The organism is Pseudomonas sp. RA_105y_Pfl2_P56, assembly GCF_963970845.1.
Lineage (GTDB): Bacteria > Pseudomonadota > Gammaproteobacteria > Pseudomonadales > Pseudomonadaceae > Aquipseudomonas > Aquipseudomonas baetica_A.
This window is the reverse complement of the sequence record NZ_CAXAPL010000047.1, coordinates 1-15,272: the sequence shown is the minus strand read 5'-3', so window position 1 is coordinate 15,272 and position 15,272 is coordinate 1. Positions and strand designations below refer to the sequence as shown.

The 15,272-nt window shown below is 61.1% G+C and carries 14 protein-coding genes; 4 read left to right on the top strand and 10 right to left on the bottom strand.

Annotated elements, in window-relative coordinates:
* Window positions 1-69: 69 nt before the first annotated feature.
* The 3 genes from alr to dadA all read right to left on the bottom strand — a co-directional run bounded on the left by alr (window position 70) and on the right by dadA (window position 2,867).
* A complete protein-coding gene (alr, locus tag AACY11_RS24335; RefSeq protein WP_339495888.1) occupies window positions 70-1,143 on the bottom strand; it encodes an alanine racemase in 1,074 nt (357 codons plus the stop codon).
* A 94-nt stretch (window positions 1,144-1,237) separates the two neighbouring features.
* Window positions 1,238-1,591 (bottom strand): RidA family protein, encoded by a 354-nt coding sequence (locus AACY11_RS24330; protein ID WP_339433772.1) that lies wholly within the window; start codon window positions 1,589-1,591, stop codon window positions 1,238-1,240.
* Window positions 1,563-2,867: a D-amino acid dehydrogenase gene (gene dadA, locus AACY11_RS24325; RefSeq protein WP_339495887.1), complete on the bottom strand. Its 1,305-nt coding sequence runs from the start codon at window positions 2,865-2,867 to the stop codon at window positions 1,563-1,565. The genes AACY11_RS24330 and dadA overlap by 29 nt, the downstream gene beginning before the upstream one ends.
* 153 nt (window positions 2,868-3,020) lie before the next feature.
* Between dadA and AACY11_RS24320 the strand changes: the two genes are divergently transcribed.
* On the top strand, window positions 3,021-3,509 hold the full coding sequence (locus AACY11_RS24320) for an Lrp/AsnC ligand binding domain-containing protein (protein ID WP_221730874.1): 489 nt from the start codon (window positions 3,021-3,023) through the stop codon (window positions 3,507-3,509).
* A gap of 101 nt (window positions 3,510-3,610) precedes the next feature.
* Here AACY11_RS24320 and AACY11_RS24315 read toward each other — a convergent pair whose 3' ends face one another.
* Window positions 3,611-3,964, bottom strand: a complete 354-nt coding sequence (locus tag AACY11_RS24315) for a YkgJ family cysteine cluster protein (RefSeq protein ID WP_221730875.1) — start codon at window positions 3,962-3,964, stop codon at window positions 3,611-3,613.
* 147 nt (window positions 3,965-4,111) lie between these two features.
* Between AACY11_RS24315 and AACY11_RS24310 the strand changes: the two genes are divergently transcribed.
* Window positions 4,112-5,422, top strand: coding sequence for an NAD(P)/FAD-dependent oxidoreductase (locus AACY11_RS24310; protein WP_339433774.1), 1,311 nt, complete (start codon window positions 4,112-4,114; stop codon window positions 5,420-5,422).
* A 104-nt stretch (window positions 5,423-5,526) separates the two neighbouring features.
* On the opposite strand, the gene AACY11_RS24305 is transcribed toward AACY11_RS24310, so the two are convergent.
* Entirely contained in the window at window positions 5,527-5,772 is a 246-nt protein-coding gene (locus AACY11_RS24305) for a DUF1127 domain-containing protein (protein WP_339433775.1), read from the bottom strand.
* Between the two features lie 179 nt (window positions 5,773-5,951).
* Between AACY11_RS24305 and AACY11_RS24300 the strand changes: the two genes are divergently transcribed.
* Window positions 5,952-7,376 (top strand): aminotransferase-like domain-containing protein, encoded by a 1,425-nt coding sequence (locus tag AACY11_RS24300; RefSeq protein WP_339433776.1) that lies wholly within the window; start codon window positions 5,952-5,954, stop codon window positions 7,374-7,376.
* A 126-nt stretch (window positions 7,377-7,502) separates the two neighbouring features.
* Here AACY11_RS24300 and AACY11_RS24295 read toward each other — a convergent pair whose 3' ends face one another.
* From AACY11_RS24295 to AACY11_RS24280, 4 genes are all read right to left on the bottom strand, one after another.
* Window positions 7,503-8,042: a hypothetical protein gene (locus AACY11_RS24295; protein WP_339466467.1), complete on the bottom strand. Its 540-nt coding sequence runs from the start codon at window positions 8,040-8,042 to the stop codon at window positions 7,503-7,505.
* Between the two features lie 14 nt (window positions 8,043-8,056).
* Complete coding sequence (locus AACY11_RS24290; RefSeq protein ID WP_339495886.1) at window positions 8,057-10,498, bottom strand: fimbria/pilus outer membrane usher protein; 2,442 nt, start codon at window positions 10,496-10,498, stop codon at window positions 8,057-8,059.
* Entirely contained in the window at window positions 10,498-11,205 is a 708-nt protein-coding gene (locus tag AACY11_RS24285; protein ID WP_339433779.1) for a fimbria/pilus chaperone family protein, read from the bottom strand. Before AACY11_RS24285 ends, AACY11_RS24290 begins: the two co-directional genes overlap by 1 nt.
* Before the next feature lie 163 nt (window positions 11,206-11,368).
* The gene (locus AACY11_RS24280) at window positions 11,369-11,971 is read right to left on the bottom strand and encodes a DUF1120 domain-containing protein (protein ID WP_339466465.1); all 603 of its coding nucleotides are present in this window, start codon (window positions 11,969-11,971) and stop codon (window positions 11,369-11,371) included.
* Between the two features lie 388 nt (window positions 11,972-12,359).
* Between AACY11_RS24280 and AACY11_RS24275 the strand changes: the two genes are divergently transcribed.
* Window positions 12,360-13,928, top strand: a complete 1,569-nt coding sequence (locus AACY11_RS24275) for a phospholipase D family protein (protein WP_339466463.1) — start codon at window positions 12,360-12,362, stop codon at window positions 13,926-13,928.
* A gap of 29 nt (window positions 13,929-13,957) precedes the next feature.
* Here the strand turns inward: AACY11_RS24275 and AACY11_RS24270 are convergent, their stop codons facing one another.
* Window positions 13,958-15,103: an MFS transporter gene (locus tag AACY11_RS24270; protein ID WP_339433782.1), complete on the bottom strand. Its 1,146-nt coding sequence runs from the start codon at window positions 15,101-15,103 to the stop codon at window positions 13,958-13,960.
* Between the last annotated feature and the right edge of the window lie 169 nt (window positions 15,104-15,272).

Genomic DNA, 15,272 nt, shown 5'->3' with positions numbered 1-15,272 from the left:
TGTAAGAATATTGAGCGTTATCATGGCGACAGCGTTCAGTATTTACAACACTTGGGCCCCGCAGCTGCCTCAACCCTCGGAATAGAGCCTTGGCACCCGACGCAGGTTGCAGAAGATCTGGTAAGGAATGGTGTCGGCCCACTTCGCGACGTCGCTGGCGAGGATGTTTTTGCCCCACAACTCGACAGTTGAACCCAGCCCGGCTTCCGGCACATCCGTCAGGTCGATGCACAGCATGTCCATCGATACCCGACCGAGTAGGCGACTGTGCTTGCCGGCCACCAGCACAGGTGTGCCGGTCGGTGCCTGACGCGGGTAGCCATCGGCGTAACCCATGGCGACCACGCCGATGCGCATCGGTTTATCCGTGACGAATTTGGCGCCGTAGCCAATGGGTTCGCCGACCGGCAATTCGCGTACGCAGATAACTTTTGATTCGAGAGTCATCACCGGTTGCAGGCGCTCGGCCACAGCGTTGGCTTCTTCGAACGGCGTGGCGCCGTAAAGCATGATGCCCGGGCGTACCCAGTCGCTGTGGATCTGCGGCCAACCGAGTACAGCGGGCGAATTGCGCAGGCTGACTTCGGCGGCGAGGCCCTGGCGCGCGGCCTCGAAGACCGCCACCTGATCAGCACTGGTCTGCGCATGCAGTTCATCGGCACGGGCGAAGTGGCTCATCAGCACGATCTTCGCGACTTTGCCGCTGGCCAGCAGTCGCTGGTAGGCCGCCGGGTAATCCTTGGGATGCAGACCGACACGGTGCATGCCCGAGTCGAGCTTCAGCCACACGGTGATCGGTTTGCTCAACGCGGCCTGCTCGATCACTTCGAGCTGCCACAGCGAATGCACCACGCACCAGAAATCATGCTCAACGATCATCGCCAGCTCATCGGCCTCGAAAATCCCTTCAAGCAACAACACCGGGGCACGAATGCCGGCGGCGCGCAGTTCCAAAGCCTCTTCGATGCACGCGACGGCAAAACCGTCAGCCTCAGCTTCCAGCGCCTGGGCGCAACGAACCGCGCCGTGGCCGTAAGCATCTGCCTTGATCACCGCGAGCGCCTTGGCGCCGGTGACTTCGCGGGCAATTCGGTAGTTGTGACGCAGGGCTTGAAGGTCGATCAGGGCACGGGCAGGACGCATGGCGGCAGACTTCTAGGCGGTCATGGGAATAAAAACCGGCGCTGGCTGACGGCGTGAACCGCCAACAACACCGGGAGAGGGATCTTTGAAACGATTACGGCAACGCAGCGACGATGGATATCTCGACCAGGATGCTCGGCTTGGCCATCTTCGCCTCGACAGTGGCACGGGCCGGGGCGGCGCCTTTGGGCAACCACTGATCCCACACGGAGTTCATTGCGGCAAAGTGTGCTTCGATGTCGTTCAGGTAGATCGTCGCCGACAGCAGATGCCGTTTGTCGGTCCCGGCCAGATCCAGCAAGCGCTCGATGTTGGCGAGGACATCGCGGGTCTGTTGTTCAATCCCGGCATCGAAATCGTCGCCGACCTGCCCGGCCAAAAACACGGTGCCGTTGTGGCTGACGATCTGACTCATGCGCTCATTGGTGAGCTGGCGATGGATTGACATGCTGGGTCGACTCCTGGGATTTGTTGCCATAACGGGAAATATCGAGGCCTTCGGCACTGATCTGCGGCTTTTTCTTCGCCATCAGGTCGGCCAACAGACGACCGGAACCGCACGCCATGGTCCAGCCGAGCGTGCCGTGACCGGTGTTGAGGAACAGGTTCTTGAACGGCGTGGCGCCCACAATCGGCGTGCCGTCCGGCGTGGTCGGACGCAGGCCGGTCCAGAAACTCGCCTCGGCCAGATTGCCGCCCTGAGGATAAAGGTCGTTGACGATCATCTCCAGGGTTTCGCGTCGACGCGGGTTCAGCGACAGGTCAAAACCGGCAATCTCGGCCATGCCGCCGACGCGGATGCGGTTGTCGAAACGGGTGATTGCGACCTTGTAGGTCTCGTCGAGAATGGTCGAGGTCGGGGCCATTGCCGGGTTGGTGATCGGCACGGTCAGCGAGTAACCCTTGAGCGGGTAAACAGGCGCCTTGATGCCCAACGGCTTGAGCAACTGCGGCGAGTAGCTGCCGAGCGCCAGAACGTAGCGGTCGGCGGTTTCCAGCTTGCCGTCGATCCACACGCCGTTGATGCGATCACCGGCGTAGTCGAGCTTCTGGATGTCCTGGTCGAAACGGAATTCAACACCCAGCTTCACAGCCATTTCGGCGAGACGGGTGGTGAACATCTGGCAGTCGCCGGTCTGGTCGTTCGGCAGGCGCAGCGCGCCGGCGAGGATGTCGGTAACGCCAGCCAGCGCTGGCTCGACCCGGGCGATGCCGGCGCGATCCAGGACTTCGAACGGCACACCGGACTCTTTCAGCACGGCGATGTCTTTGGCGGCGCCGTCGAGTTGTGCCTGGGTGCGGAACAATTGGGTGGTGCCGAGGCTTCGGCCTTCGTAAGCGATGCCGGTTTCAGCGCGTAATTCGTCGAGGCAATCGCGGCTGTACTCGGACAGACGCACCATGCGCTCTTTGTTCACCGCGTATCGGCTGGCGGTGCAGTTGCGCAGCATTTGCGCCATCCACAGGTATTGGTCGATGTCGGCGGTGGCCTTGATCGCCAGCGGTGCGTGGCGTTGCAGCAGCCATTTGATGGCCTTGAGCGGCACACCCGGCGCGGCCCACGGCGAGGCATAACCCGGCGACACCTGGCCGGCGTTGGCGAAACTGGTCTCCATGGCCGCGGCGGGCTGCCGGTCGACCACCACCACTTCAAACCCGGCACGGGCCAGATAATAAGCACTGGCGGTACCGATGACGCCGCTACCCAAGACCATGACGCGCATTTTTGTATCCCTCATCGCGGCTGACCGCCGACGTGTTGTTAGAGCAATGATGAGCGCAGTGTAAAAAATAAATGCCAGTGCTTTTCACTATATAAGCGCCTATATTTGGCGACAATTCTCGGCAAAAACCCTTTTCACGGAGGCGCATCCCCTATGCGTACCAACACTCAGACCAAACGTGAGCTGGACAAGATCGACCGCAACATCTTGCGGATCCTGCAGGCGGATGGGCGGATTTCCTTTACCGAACTCGGGGAAAAAGTCGGCCTCTCCACCACGCCGTGCACCGAACGGGTACGACGTCTGGAGCGCGAAGGGATCATCATGAGCTACAACGCCCGGCTCAATCCTCAGCACTTGAAGGGTAGTCTTTTGGTCTTCGTCGAGATCAGCCTCGACTACAAATCCGGCGATACTTTCGAAGAGTTCCGACGTGCGGTGCTGAAATTGCCCCATGTGCTGGAATGTCATTTGGTATCAGGGGATTTCGATTATCTGGTGAAAGCGCGAATTTCCGAGATGGCCTCGTATCGCAAGTTGCTCGGCGACATCCTGCTCAAGCTGCCGCATGTGCGGGAGTCGAAGAGCTATATCGTGATGGAAGAGGTGAAGGAGAGTTTGAGCCTGCCGGTTCCGGACTGAATTTGACGGTGCCTGTACCGGCCTCTTCGCGAGCAAGCCCGCGCTGGAATGCACTCCAAATGTGCGGGCGGGCTTGCTCGACCAGGTCAACAGTGAACCCGTTAAACCAGAACCTGCCGATTCGCCGCCATGTACTCGAAGATTTGCTTTTCAGCGCGCGGATGAATCAACTCGACCGGCCCCCGTCCATTCGGGCATGGCAAGGTCTTCGTCGTCCCAAACAACCGACAAATCAGCGGCCGCTCGCCATACACCGTGCAGCCATTCGGCCCCAGGTGCACACAGTTCAGTTCTTCCATCGCCGCATCCTGCTCGGCGCGGGTCTTGCGCGGCAGGCGGGCCATCTCTTCGGGTGACGTGGTCACTGGCCCGCAGCAGTCATGGCAGCCCGGCACGCACTCGAACGTGGGGATCTGCTGACGCAGGGTGCGGATTTTCTGGCTGTTGCAACTCATCGAAACAGTGACCTACGGAGAATAGGCGGCAATTGTGCCGCAAAAGCCGTGATCCAGACAGCAACGGGCGACCCGTGTTGCCCGTCTTCGGGCGGGCGGCTTATGCTCCGTCAAATTTTCTCGACACTTAGCCGTTGGATGATGCCCATGAATGCCCGCGCCCGAAACCTCGCGAGCCAACCCCACGTTGCCTCCTACTATGCCGCCAGCAGCCTGCCGCAGCCCGATCACCCAAGACTGCAAGGCGAAGTGATTGCCGACGTGTGCGTGGTGGGCGGCGGGTTTTCCGGGCTGAACACGGCGCTGGAACTGGCCGAACGCGGTCTGCGCGTGGTGTTGCTGGAGGCGCACAGGATTGGCTGGGGCGCCAGTGGTCGTAACGGCGGGCAGTTGATTCGCGGGGTCGGCCACGGTCTCGATCAATTTGCCAATGTCATCGGCGCCGACGGCGTGCGGCAGATGAAGCTCATGGGCCTGGAAGCGGTGGAAATCGTCCGCCAGCGCGTCGAGCGTTTCCAGATCCAGTGCGACCTGACCTGGGGCTACTGCGACCTCGCCAACAAACCCGCCGACCTCGAAGGCTTTGCCCAAGACGCCGAAGAACTGCGCGGTCTGGGCTATCGCTACGAAACCCGTTTGCTGCAAGCCAATGAAATGCACACCGTGGTCGGTTCCAAACGCTACGTTGGCGGGCTGATCGACATGGGTTCCGGGCATCTTCACCCATTGAATCTGGCGTTGGGTGAAGCGGCAGCGGCGCAGCAACTGGGGGTGCAACTGTTCGAGCATTCGGCGGTGACCCGCATCGACTACGGCTCTGAAGTGAAGGTGCACACAGCGCAGGGTTCGGTACGCGCGAAAACGCTGGTGCTCGGTTGCAACGCCTACCTCAACAACCTCAACCCACAACTGAGCGGCAAAGTTTTGCCCGCCGGCAGCTACATCATCGCTACCGAGCCTTTGACTGAGGAGCAGGCGCACAACTTGCTGCCGCAGAACATGGCGGTCTGTGATCAGCGGGTAGCGCTGGATTACTACCGCCTCTCGGCCGATCGCCGTCTACTGTTCGGCGGCGCCTGCCATTACTCGGGGCGCGATCCGAAGGACATCACCGCCTACATGCAGCCGAAGATGCTCGACGTCTTTCCGCAACTGGCCGGGGTGAAGATCGATTATCAGTGGGGCGGGATGATCGGCATCGGTGCCAACCGTCTGCCGCAGATTGGCCGGCTCAATGACCAGCCGAATGTGTATTACGCCCAGGCCTATTCCGGCCACGGGGTGAATGCCACGCACCTGGCGGGCAAACTGCTGGCAGAGGCGATCAGCGGGCAGCACAGCGATGGCTTCGATCTGTTTGCCAAGGTGCCGCACATCACTTTCCCGGGCGGCAAGCATCTGCGTTCGCCGCTGCTGGCGCTGGGGATGTTGTGGCATCGGCTTAAAGAGCTGGTCTGATCTTTTTATAAGCCTTCGCGAGCAAGCCCGCTCCCACACCAGGACTGCAATTCCCTGTGGGAGCGGGCTTGCTCGCGAAGAGGCCCGCAAAAACAATACAGATTTCAGATTCGCCAGAACGGCTTCAACCCTTCTTCCTGCGCCTGCTCGCGGGTCAGCCCCACATCCTTGAGTTGCTCCGGCGTCAGGCCGAGCAACACCTTGCGCGTGTGCAGACGATGCCAGAACAGACCCCAGCGACTCAGGCCTGACGGCGCGTTGCGCATGGCCGCATTCCACGTACTGTCCTCCTGCCCAGCCACCAGTTCCTGACTGTGTAACGTCAGCCGCACATCGCTCAAGCCGTTCATTTTTGTCGCTCCTGTTTACTTGGGTCGCCAGAGATTCCATGATGCGCGGGCCGGCAAAAGCATTACAGATCCAAACAACCTGCATTAAATCCATACAGATTTGCTGTTTCTGCCACTGAATTGTCGATTTACGCCGCATCTGTACTGGTTTATCGAATCATCTGCATCGAGGCAGTGTCATGACGCTATATGTGAATCTCGCCGAACTGCTCGGCACGCGCATCGAACAAGGCTTCTACCGTCCGGGTGATCGCCTGCCGTCGGTACGCGCCTTGAGCGTAGAACATGGCGTGAGTCTCAGCACGGTGCAGCAGGCTTATCGCGTGCTCGAGGACAGTGGCCTGGCCACACCAAAACCCAAGTCCGGGTATTTCGTGCCGGTCGGTCGCGAGTTGCCGGAGCTGCCCGCCGTCGGGCGTCCGGCGCAGCGCCCGGTGGAGATCTCGCAGTGGGATCAGGTGCTGGAATTGATTCGCGCGGTGCCGCGCAAGGATGTGGTGCAACTCGGACGCGGGATGCCCGACGTCACAACGCCGACCATGAAACCGCTACTGCGCGGACTGGCGCAGATCAGTCGCCGCCAGGACATGCCCGGTCTGTATTACGACAACATCCACGGCACCCTCGAACTGCGTGAACAGATCGCTCGGCTGATGCTCGACTCGGGTTGCCAGTTGAACGCCAGCGACCTCGTCATCACGACCGGTTGTCACGAGGCGCTGTCCACCAGCATCCGCGCGATCTGTGAACCCGCAGACATCGTCGCGGTGGATTCGCCGAGCTTTCACGGCGCCATGCAGACCCTCAAAGGCCTGGGCATGAAAGCCCTGGAAATCCCCACCGACCCGCTCACCGGCATCAGCCTCCAAGCCCTGGAACTGGCGCTGGAGCAATGGCCGATCAAAGCCATCCAGATCACCCCAAACTGCAACAACCCGCTGGGCTACATCATGCCGGAGTCGCGCAAACGTGCGTTGTTGACGCTGGCGCAACGCTTTGACGTGGCGATCATCGAGGACGATGTATATGGCGAACTGGCCTATACCTACCCGCGTCCGCGCACCATCAAATCCTTCGACGAAGACGGCCGCGTGCTGTTGTGCAGTTCATTTTCCAAGACACTGGCACCCGGGCTGCGTATTGGCTGGGTGGCGCCCGGTCGTTATCTGGAACGGGTGCTGCACATGAAATACATCAGCACTGGCTCCACCGCGACGCAACCACAGATTGCCATTGCCGAGTTTCTCAAAGCAGGCCACTTCGAACCGCATTTGCGCAGGATGCGTGCACAATACCAGCGCAGTCGCGACGTAATGATTGACTGGGTCACGCGCTACTTTCCGGCAGGTACTCGCGCCAGTCGCCCGCAAGGCAGCTTCATTCTTTGGGTCGAATTGCCGGAAGGTTTTGACACGCTGAAACTCAATCGTGCCTTGCATGATCAGAACGTGCAGATTGCGGTCGGCAGCATTTTTTCCGCCTCGGGCAAGTACCGCAATTGCCTGCGAATGAACTACGCTGCCAAACCAACACCGCAGATCGAAGAGGCGGTGCGCAAGGTCGGCGCAGCGGCCACCAGGCTGCTCGCCGAGGACGGCAACTGACACACAGGCTGTGGCGAGGGACCTTGCGCCCACTGGGCCCTCTGGTTCTCCGTAAAAGCGCGAGCACGCCCCCTCACCACACCTGACGTTTCACTTCCCCCCATTTTTCAACCTGACAGCATGGCCTTACTGACGAAAACTCAGCCGGGTTTCAAATCGGGTCAGGTCGCTGACCCGGGTGGCTGCCGAGGTGACGTGCGCTTCCAGTTCCAGTTCGACTTCCAGGCTTCGGCCTTCAATACCCATTCCCGCGACCGCCGGTATCAGGCTGACGCCAGGTTGCAGAGTGCGCGCATCCGCCGCGGGAGCCTGCCCGTCACTGATCCAGTCGACCGTTTTACCGTCCACCCGCACGGTCAGCACCCGCACGCTGAGCGTGCCCGCACCAAAGCGGTATTGCCCGGCATAAGCCGCTGGCGCGACCAGCGTCAGGCGCAACGGGCCTGGTTGTTCGCATTGGACGTTGGCCTGAGCACGACGCAATCCGAAACTCAATGGATCACCCGGCGGTGACTGCGCCAGCAATTGCCCGCGTGTCGTGCGGCCAAAATCGACGACGGCCGGGCCCAGTCTGACGCTGCAGTCGGGCCGGGCCTGCGCCCAGCCCATGTGCGTCAACAGGCACAGCCATACAACGCCTGCCACCCGATTTTTGATGCCGTGCATGGTGCTTTCCTTTTTCAGACAGTCCGGCAGAGGGCCTGCGCGGTTTCGTACAGCGCATAAGGGTCACGCGCCTCGCTCATGGCGAACTCCAGTCGACAGCGCTGACCGCCCGCAAGCCGCAGATACAGTTCGAGGTCAGGCTGTACGTCGGACAGGAAAATCTGTCCGGCACCCAGCACGCTGGTGATGTATTGCTCCTGTGCGTCGAACACGCCGAGCCCCTTGTCGACCAACACGTTATCCACCGTGCGCACCTCTAACAGCACCCGCCGAGCCGTGACCATGTCGAACGCCAGACGCGGCACCGCGCCGCGTCCAGCCTCGACCTCCTGATAGGCGTTATGCACATCGACGTTGTGTCCCAGGCTGGCGGTGTCGATCTCCACCCGGCCCTTGCTGTAGGCCGGCAGGCTGGCTGCCACCGCATGGCCGGAACGGTCGGTCCAGACCGGGCCTCGCGGGGTGATCAGGCGCACCCCGGCGCTGTCGCCCGCCTTGAGCAATGCGAAGGTCTCGCGCAGCGGATAAGGCGACAGCGTCACGCCGGCGTCATGCACCAGCGCACCGCCGCGCAGGCCGACGTCATAGCTCTCGTCGCCGCTACCGCTGCGCGAGTAACCCGCATCCAGCTGACTGTATCGGGGCAACAGATTGACCCGCCCGTTGAAACCCGATTGGCCACTATCCGGCCGCTCCGCACCGAGGCTGTAGGCCAGGGTATCGCTGACTTGTTCGTTGAATCGCAGGCCGCTGCGCGTGCCGCCGACCGAGTCATTGCGCACGTAACCGCGCAACGTCCGCTGCGATCCCAGCGGCACACTCACGCTCAGATATGCTGCCGTACCTCGGGCATCGTCCGCTACCCCGGCGATATCCCGCTCCAGGGTGAAAGAAACATTGGCCCGACGAATCATCTGCGACCAGGCAACGGCGACCCGTGAGGTCACCGTCCCGTCGAACATTGAGAACCGCGAGTAACTCCCAGAGAAACCACCCAGAGTCAGACTGCCCGCACTGAGGCTCGCACTCAGTTGATTGCGCACGCGCTGGAACGGCTGGTCATCGCGCGGATTCCACGCGATGTCCGACAGCGTGCGGAAATCCCGGGTCTGCTGAGTCAGCGCCAGACTGGCCGATAGCCTTTCGCCTAACAAACCATTCGCCGCCCACTGTACCTGGGTGCCGGACAGTGCTTGATCCTGGGCCCGCGACATCACCTGCCGACCGCTCAGTACGAGGCGCTCACCGACCACGCCCTGCATCGCCCAGCCCAACGATTGATAGCCGTTGCCGAACATCGCACCGGCCGTGGCTTGCCAGCGCGGGCTCAGGCGCCAGTCCTTGCTGGCGGCAGCAAACGACGGTGCATCACGCTCGTCGCCGGCGTAACGCCGCACCTTTCCCGCGGCCAGTCCATAGCCCGCCACCCTGCCCGGCAACGTGCTAAGCAGTTGCGTCGCCGGGACAATAAAGCGCCGCTGCTGACCGTCCTCTTCGTGCACCGTGACCTCAAGATCCACGCTCTGACTGAGCAGCGGCAAACCCACCAGGGTGAAGGGGCCGCTGGGCACTAGGGTGGTATAGATCAGCGCACCGTTCTGGTTGACCTCGATTCTCGCGGCGGAGTAGGCAATGCCCTCGACTCTGGCACCGGCGCTGTCCTCGTCCAGTTCCATCAGTGCCATTTCGGGCTGCAACTGAAAACCGTTGAATGCCTCACCGGAAAACAGCGGCGAGACCATGTTCAATTGCCCCAATTGAAGGTTGGCCTGATAGCGTTCCGAGGTGTGTGAAGCGTAGGCATACAGGTGTTCGAGGCTGCCCTGTCCGGCGAATTCGCTGTAAGCCTGGCGGCTGCGAAAGGACCAGTCAGCCGTGTTCAAACCCAGTTCACTGTTGAGGCTGCGGTACTGGCTGGATTGCCCGGCGAACCGACTGCCGAGCAGCAAGGCATCGTAGTTGAACAGCCCCGCCGTACCGCCGTTGAAGAAACGCCGTTGCGCCGGATGATCGGGCAGCAGCGTATCGGTCGGCATCAGCAGATCGATGTGTTGCCGAGAAGGATCGGCTTGCACCACGGCTTGCGGAAACCGTCGGGCAAACAGTTCGCATCCCGAACCGGGCTCCGACTCGACGTGATCTGCCCTGATGCCGCCACGCTCCAGCAAAGGCGGCGCGAAACACAGATCACCTGCAGCATCGAACGTCACCCGCAACCGCCCCTTGGGCACACCATTGACCGCCAGCGTTACGGTTTGCGCACCCTCGCGAAAACGCGGTACCTGGCTGAAATACTCGGCCAGATGCGGATCCAGCCCGCGAGACCTGAGCACATCCTGATTGAACTGCACCGCGGCCGGCACTGCCCGGGTGTCACTTGAAACGGCATGACTGTGCATCGGCGGACAAACCCAAGTGATGACCAGCAAAACGCCAGCCCAGCGCCTCCCGTGCATCAGTCCGGCACCAACGGCGCGTCAACGTGCCCGATGGCAAATCCGTAAGTGGTCACCGGGAACAATCGCACTTGTGTCGGCCGACGGCCCGGGTCGACGGCACCGCTCAACGTCAGTTGCTCACCGGGCAACACGTACGTGCGCCCCAGATCGATCTCCTGCTCTCCCGGCAGCAAATTCACCGCGTGGCCAAGACGCACGACATACGGACTGGGGTTACGCACCTGGACCACGCTGCCCTGGCGCGTCCAGACCAGATGCTTCCAGGGTTCGCGGTCGACCGGTAATTTGGCCGGACGCAGGATGACGGGAATGTTCTGCCGCACGCTCAGGCTTACCTGGGCTTTGCCGGTCGAGTCTTGCGGCGCGATGCCCTCGAACACCACACGCTTGAGGCGCTCGGTTTGCAGCGGTTCGGCGCTGCGCAGGATGAACCGCACACGCTGCGTGGTCCCGGGTTCGACGCGCGCCACCGGCGGCGTCAGTAATAACAGTGACTCAGTGTCTTGCGGCACGTCTTCGATGGAAGTGTGCAGCAGCGCCGGATGTGACTCGCTGTTGAGCACATTGATCCCTGCTTCACCGACGCCTTCATCGAGCACGACGACGGGCGTTTCGGGAACCATCCCCGCCGCCCGAACAGGATCGGGCCCCCACAAAGAAACCAGCAGCATGCTGGCGATGGTGTTGCGCACAAAGGCGTTCATGTAAGGCTCCACAGACAAGCACGCAGACGCCAGCAGCGCCGGACAACGAGCCAGCCGATTGTGTTGATTGGAAATGACAAGCCTGGACGCCACCCAAACCCGTCGAGGGGTTCTGCGGCTCATGCGGCACTGCCCGACCACGGTTCGCGGCAGTGCCTTGTCCTCAGAGGTAGAGCAGTTCGAACGTCGCCGAACCGTTGAGTGAAATGTCAGAGGTAATCGGCAGACTCGACGTCGGGCCTATGACGGGCACCAGCGTTATGGGGAAGGTATGCACCATTCCGGGCAGAGGGCCTGCGGCCGTACTGCGCCCCCAGGAATAACGCAGGTTGCCCTCATAGTTTTTACCCAGGAGCGTGGCAGTATCCGGCTCGCTCCAATTGGCGCTGGTACCTTGCTTGTACATCACACTCGACAACTCGCCATCGACAGAGGGTTTGCCGAATCGCAAGCCATAGCCGCCGATCTTGTTGCCGCCCACCTCACCGATTCCGAAGATGTACATTTTCCAATCGGTGCCATCGACAACGATGCCCGGCCGTTGAGTATGGGCCTGGTTGTCATGCACCTTGATGGCCATCGGCGCGGACGCCGAGCAACTGACGCTCAAGGTGATATTGCGGTTGGTCAGTTCGGTCTGATAATCGCGGTTCAGCGATGCGGCAGAGATGTTGCCCAGGTCTACCAAGTTGCCGCCGGAAAAAGCGGGGGTGCAGGAGGTCGGGATGATCGTCCCGGTAATGGTCAGATCTGTTGAGTCAGCCATGACCAGCGCTGGACAGAGCGCGCTTGCAACAGCCATTGCACGAAAGGTATTACGCATGAAAATTCTCACTCCATAAGAATCGAAAGATGACATTCATCTGCGCTTTTTCTGAGTAAAAACAGGAAAGATCCTGCATCAGAATCAGCGCCGTCATTATTCCGATTGCTGTATAGGAGTGATGTAAGGCGAAGTAACAATCGACACCGGAAAATTCGCTACAAGACGTAGCTGATGTGAGCCGGAAAATTCCTCAATCTGTTGAAGAACTTCCCTCCTGCCGACAGTCATAGGCTACAAGCCGCTCTAGTCGGCGCGTCGGCTCCGCCGAATAACCCGTCACGCCCGCCGTGCCATACTCCAGGCCCGCCCACATTCGGAAACATCTGACTTGAGTTCCAGACACGCCCTTACGCTTGCACTGCTGGTCGTCCTGCCGCTGAGCGGGTGCACCACGCTCGATGCTCCCCGGACGCCAAGCCAGGCCCTGCCGGCGAAGGAGTCTGCGTTCGGTCGTTCAATTCAGGCGCAGGCAGCGCCCCATCAGGGACAGTCCGGTTTCCGCCTGTTGTCCAACAGCACCGAAGCGTTCACCGCACGCGCCGAACTGATCCGCCACGCGCAAACCAGTCTCGACTTGCAGTACTACATCGTCCACGACGGCATCAGCACGCGGATGCTGGTTGAGGAACTGCTCAAGGCTGCCGACCGTGGCGTGCGCGTACGAATCCTGCTTGACGACACCACCAGCGACGGCCTGGACCAGATCATCGCCACGCTGGCGGCGCATCCGCAGATCCAGATTCGCTTGTTCAACCCGCTGAATCTGGGGCGCAGCACGGGCGTGACCCGGGCGGCCGGGCGCCTGTTCAATCTGTCGCTGCAACACCGGCGAATGCACAACAAACTGTGGCTGGCGGACAACAGCGCGGCCATCGTGGGTGGGCGCAATCTGGGCGACGAGTATTTCGATGCCGAGCCAAACCTGAATTTCACCGACATCGACATGCTCAGCATGGGGCCCGTGGCTGAGCAACTCGGGCACAGCTTCGATCAGTACTGGAACAGCGCGCTGAGCAAACCGATCGAAGCATTTCTAACCAGCAAACCCTCAGCCAAGGATCTGCAGAACACCCGCACACGCCTGGAAGAATCGCTGGAGGACACCCGCAAGCAGAATCACGCGCTGTATCAGCAGTTGATGAAGTTCAAGACCGAACCACGCATGGACATCTGGCGCACAGAGCTGATCTGGGCCTGGAACCAGGCGCTGTGGGATGCGCCGAGCAAGGTGCTGGCCAAAGCTGAGCCTGATCCGCAATTGTTGCTGACCACGCAACTGGCGCCGGAGCTGAAGGGCGTCAGCAAAGAACTGATCATGGTTTCGGCGTACTTCGTACCCGGCCAGCCGGGGCTGGTGTACCTGACCGGACGCGCCGACGCGGGCGTTTCAGTGACCCTGCTGACCAATTCGCTGGAAGCCACCGATGTGCCGGCCGTGCACGGCGGCTATGCCCCCTATCGCAAAGCGTTGCTGGAGCATGGCGTGAAACTGTTCGAGCTGCGTCGCCAGCCCGGTGATGGCGGCGGCAGCGGCCCGCATATTTTTTACAGCAAATCGTTTCGCGGCTCGGACTCCAGCCTGCACAGCAAAGCGATGATCTTCGACCGACAGAAGTCGTTCATCGGCTCATTCAACTTCGACCCGCGCTCAGTGCTTTGGAACACCGAAGTCGGGGTGTTGGTGGACAGCCCCGAACTCGCCGGGCATGTGCGCGAACTGGCCCTGCAAGGCATGGCACCGGCACTGAGTTACGAGGCAACGCTTGAGAACGGGCAGATTGTCTGGGTGACCGAGGACAACGGCCAGATGCACACCCTGACCAAAGAACCGGGGAGTTGGTGGCGACGGTTCAATGCGTGGTTCAGCACCACCGTCGGTCTTGAGCGAATGCTGTAGCCCGGCCAGAGGTATTCCCCCGCACGCATTCAGGCAGGCTCGGCCACCGCGCCAAACGCGCCTTGGCGCGACACCAGAATCACCAGACCAAACGCCCCTGCCGCCATCAACAACGGCAGCGCATGACCACTGATCCACTGACTGCCCGCCCCCGCCGCCAATGGCCCGACCAGGCAGCCAACGCCCCACAGTTGCGCGATGTGCGCATTGGCACGCACCAGCGCATCGTCGCGATAACGTTCACCGATGAGGATCAACGACAGCGTGAACAGTCCGCCAGCACTGGCGCCGAACAGCACCCACAACGGCCAGATCAGCAGCGTATCGATCAGCAACGGAATTGCCAGGCTCGACAGCAGCAACACCACGGCGCACCCGGTAAACAGCGTCCTGCGGGATAAACGGTCGGCCAACGCACCAATCGGCAATTGCAGTAACGCATCGCCAACCACCACGGTACTGACCATCGCCAGGGCGATTTCTGCGGTGAAGCCTTGGCGCAGACAGTAAACAGGCAGCAGTGTCAGGATCATCGCCTCGAACGCCGCAAACAACGACACCGCCCAGGCAATCGCCGGCAGCTCACGGGCGAAGCGCCACAGGTCACTGAACGTCACGCTGCTTGCTTCACTGCTCGGCGCACCACTGCGGCCCAGCAACAGCAAGGGCGAAATCGTCAGTAACGCCACACCGACCCAGAAACCGTAATCGTGATCGGTGCCGAGCGCTCCCAGCAGCAAAGGGCCAGACAATTGGCTCAGCGCATAGCTGCTGCCATACAGCGCCACCAGCCGTCCGCGCCATTGCTCGACCACCAGTTGGTTGATCCAGCTCTCGCCGAGGATGAAAACAATGGTCAGGATTACGCCGATCATCAGCCGCAACACCAGCCAGATCGGATAGCTGGGCAACAACGCCAGCAAACCGATCGACAGCGCCCCGGCCCACAGACACAGGCGCATGAGATTGGCCGTACCGAAGCGCGCCGCCAGATGACTGGAGATCTTCGCCCCCAACAGCACGCCAATCGCCGGCATCGCCGCCATCACGCCGATGGCGAAGGCGCCATAACCCCACCCCTCCAGACGCAACGACACCAGCGGCATGCTGACCCCCAGGGCCAGACCGACACTCAAGACAGACGCCAACACGGCGAAATACGTCGCCCAACGCATGTTCCACGCTCCTGTGGATATTCTTGTTTTCACCACAAAACCAATGTGGGAGATTCTATGGTTCATGCCTAGCCCCTAAACCGCTTTAGGTGAGTATTCGCTCTGGTTTTTCAACAGAGCAAATACCACCCGGGCAAGCTTGCGGGCTAGTGCGACCAGTGCTTGGGTA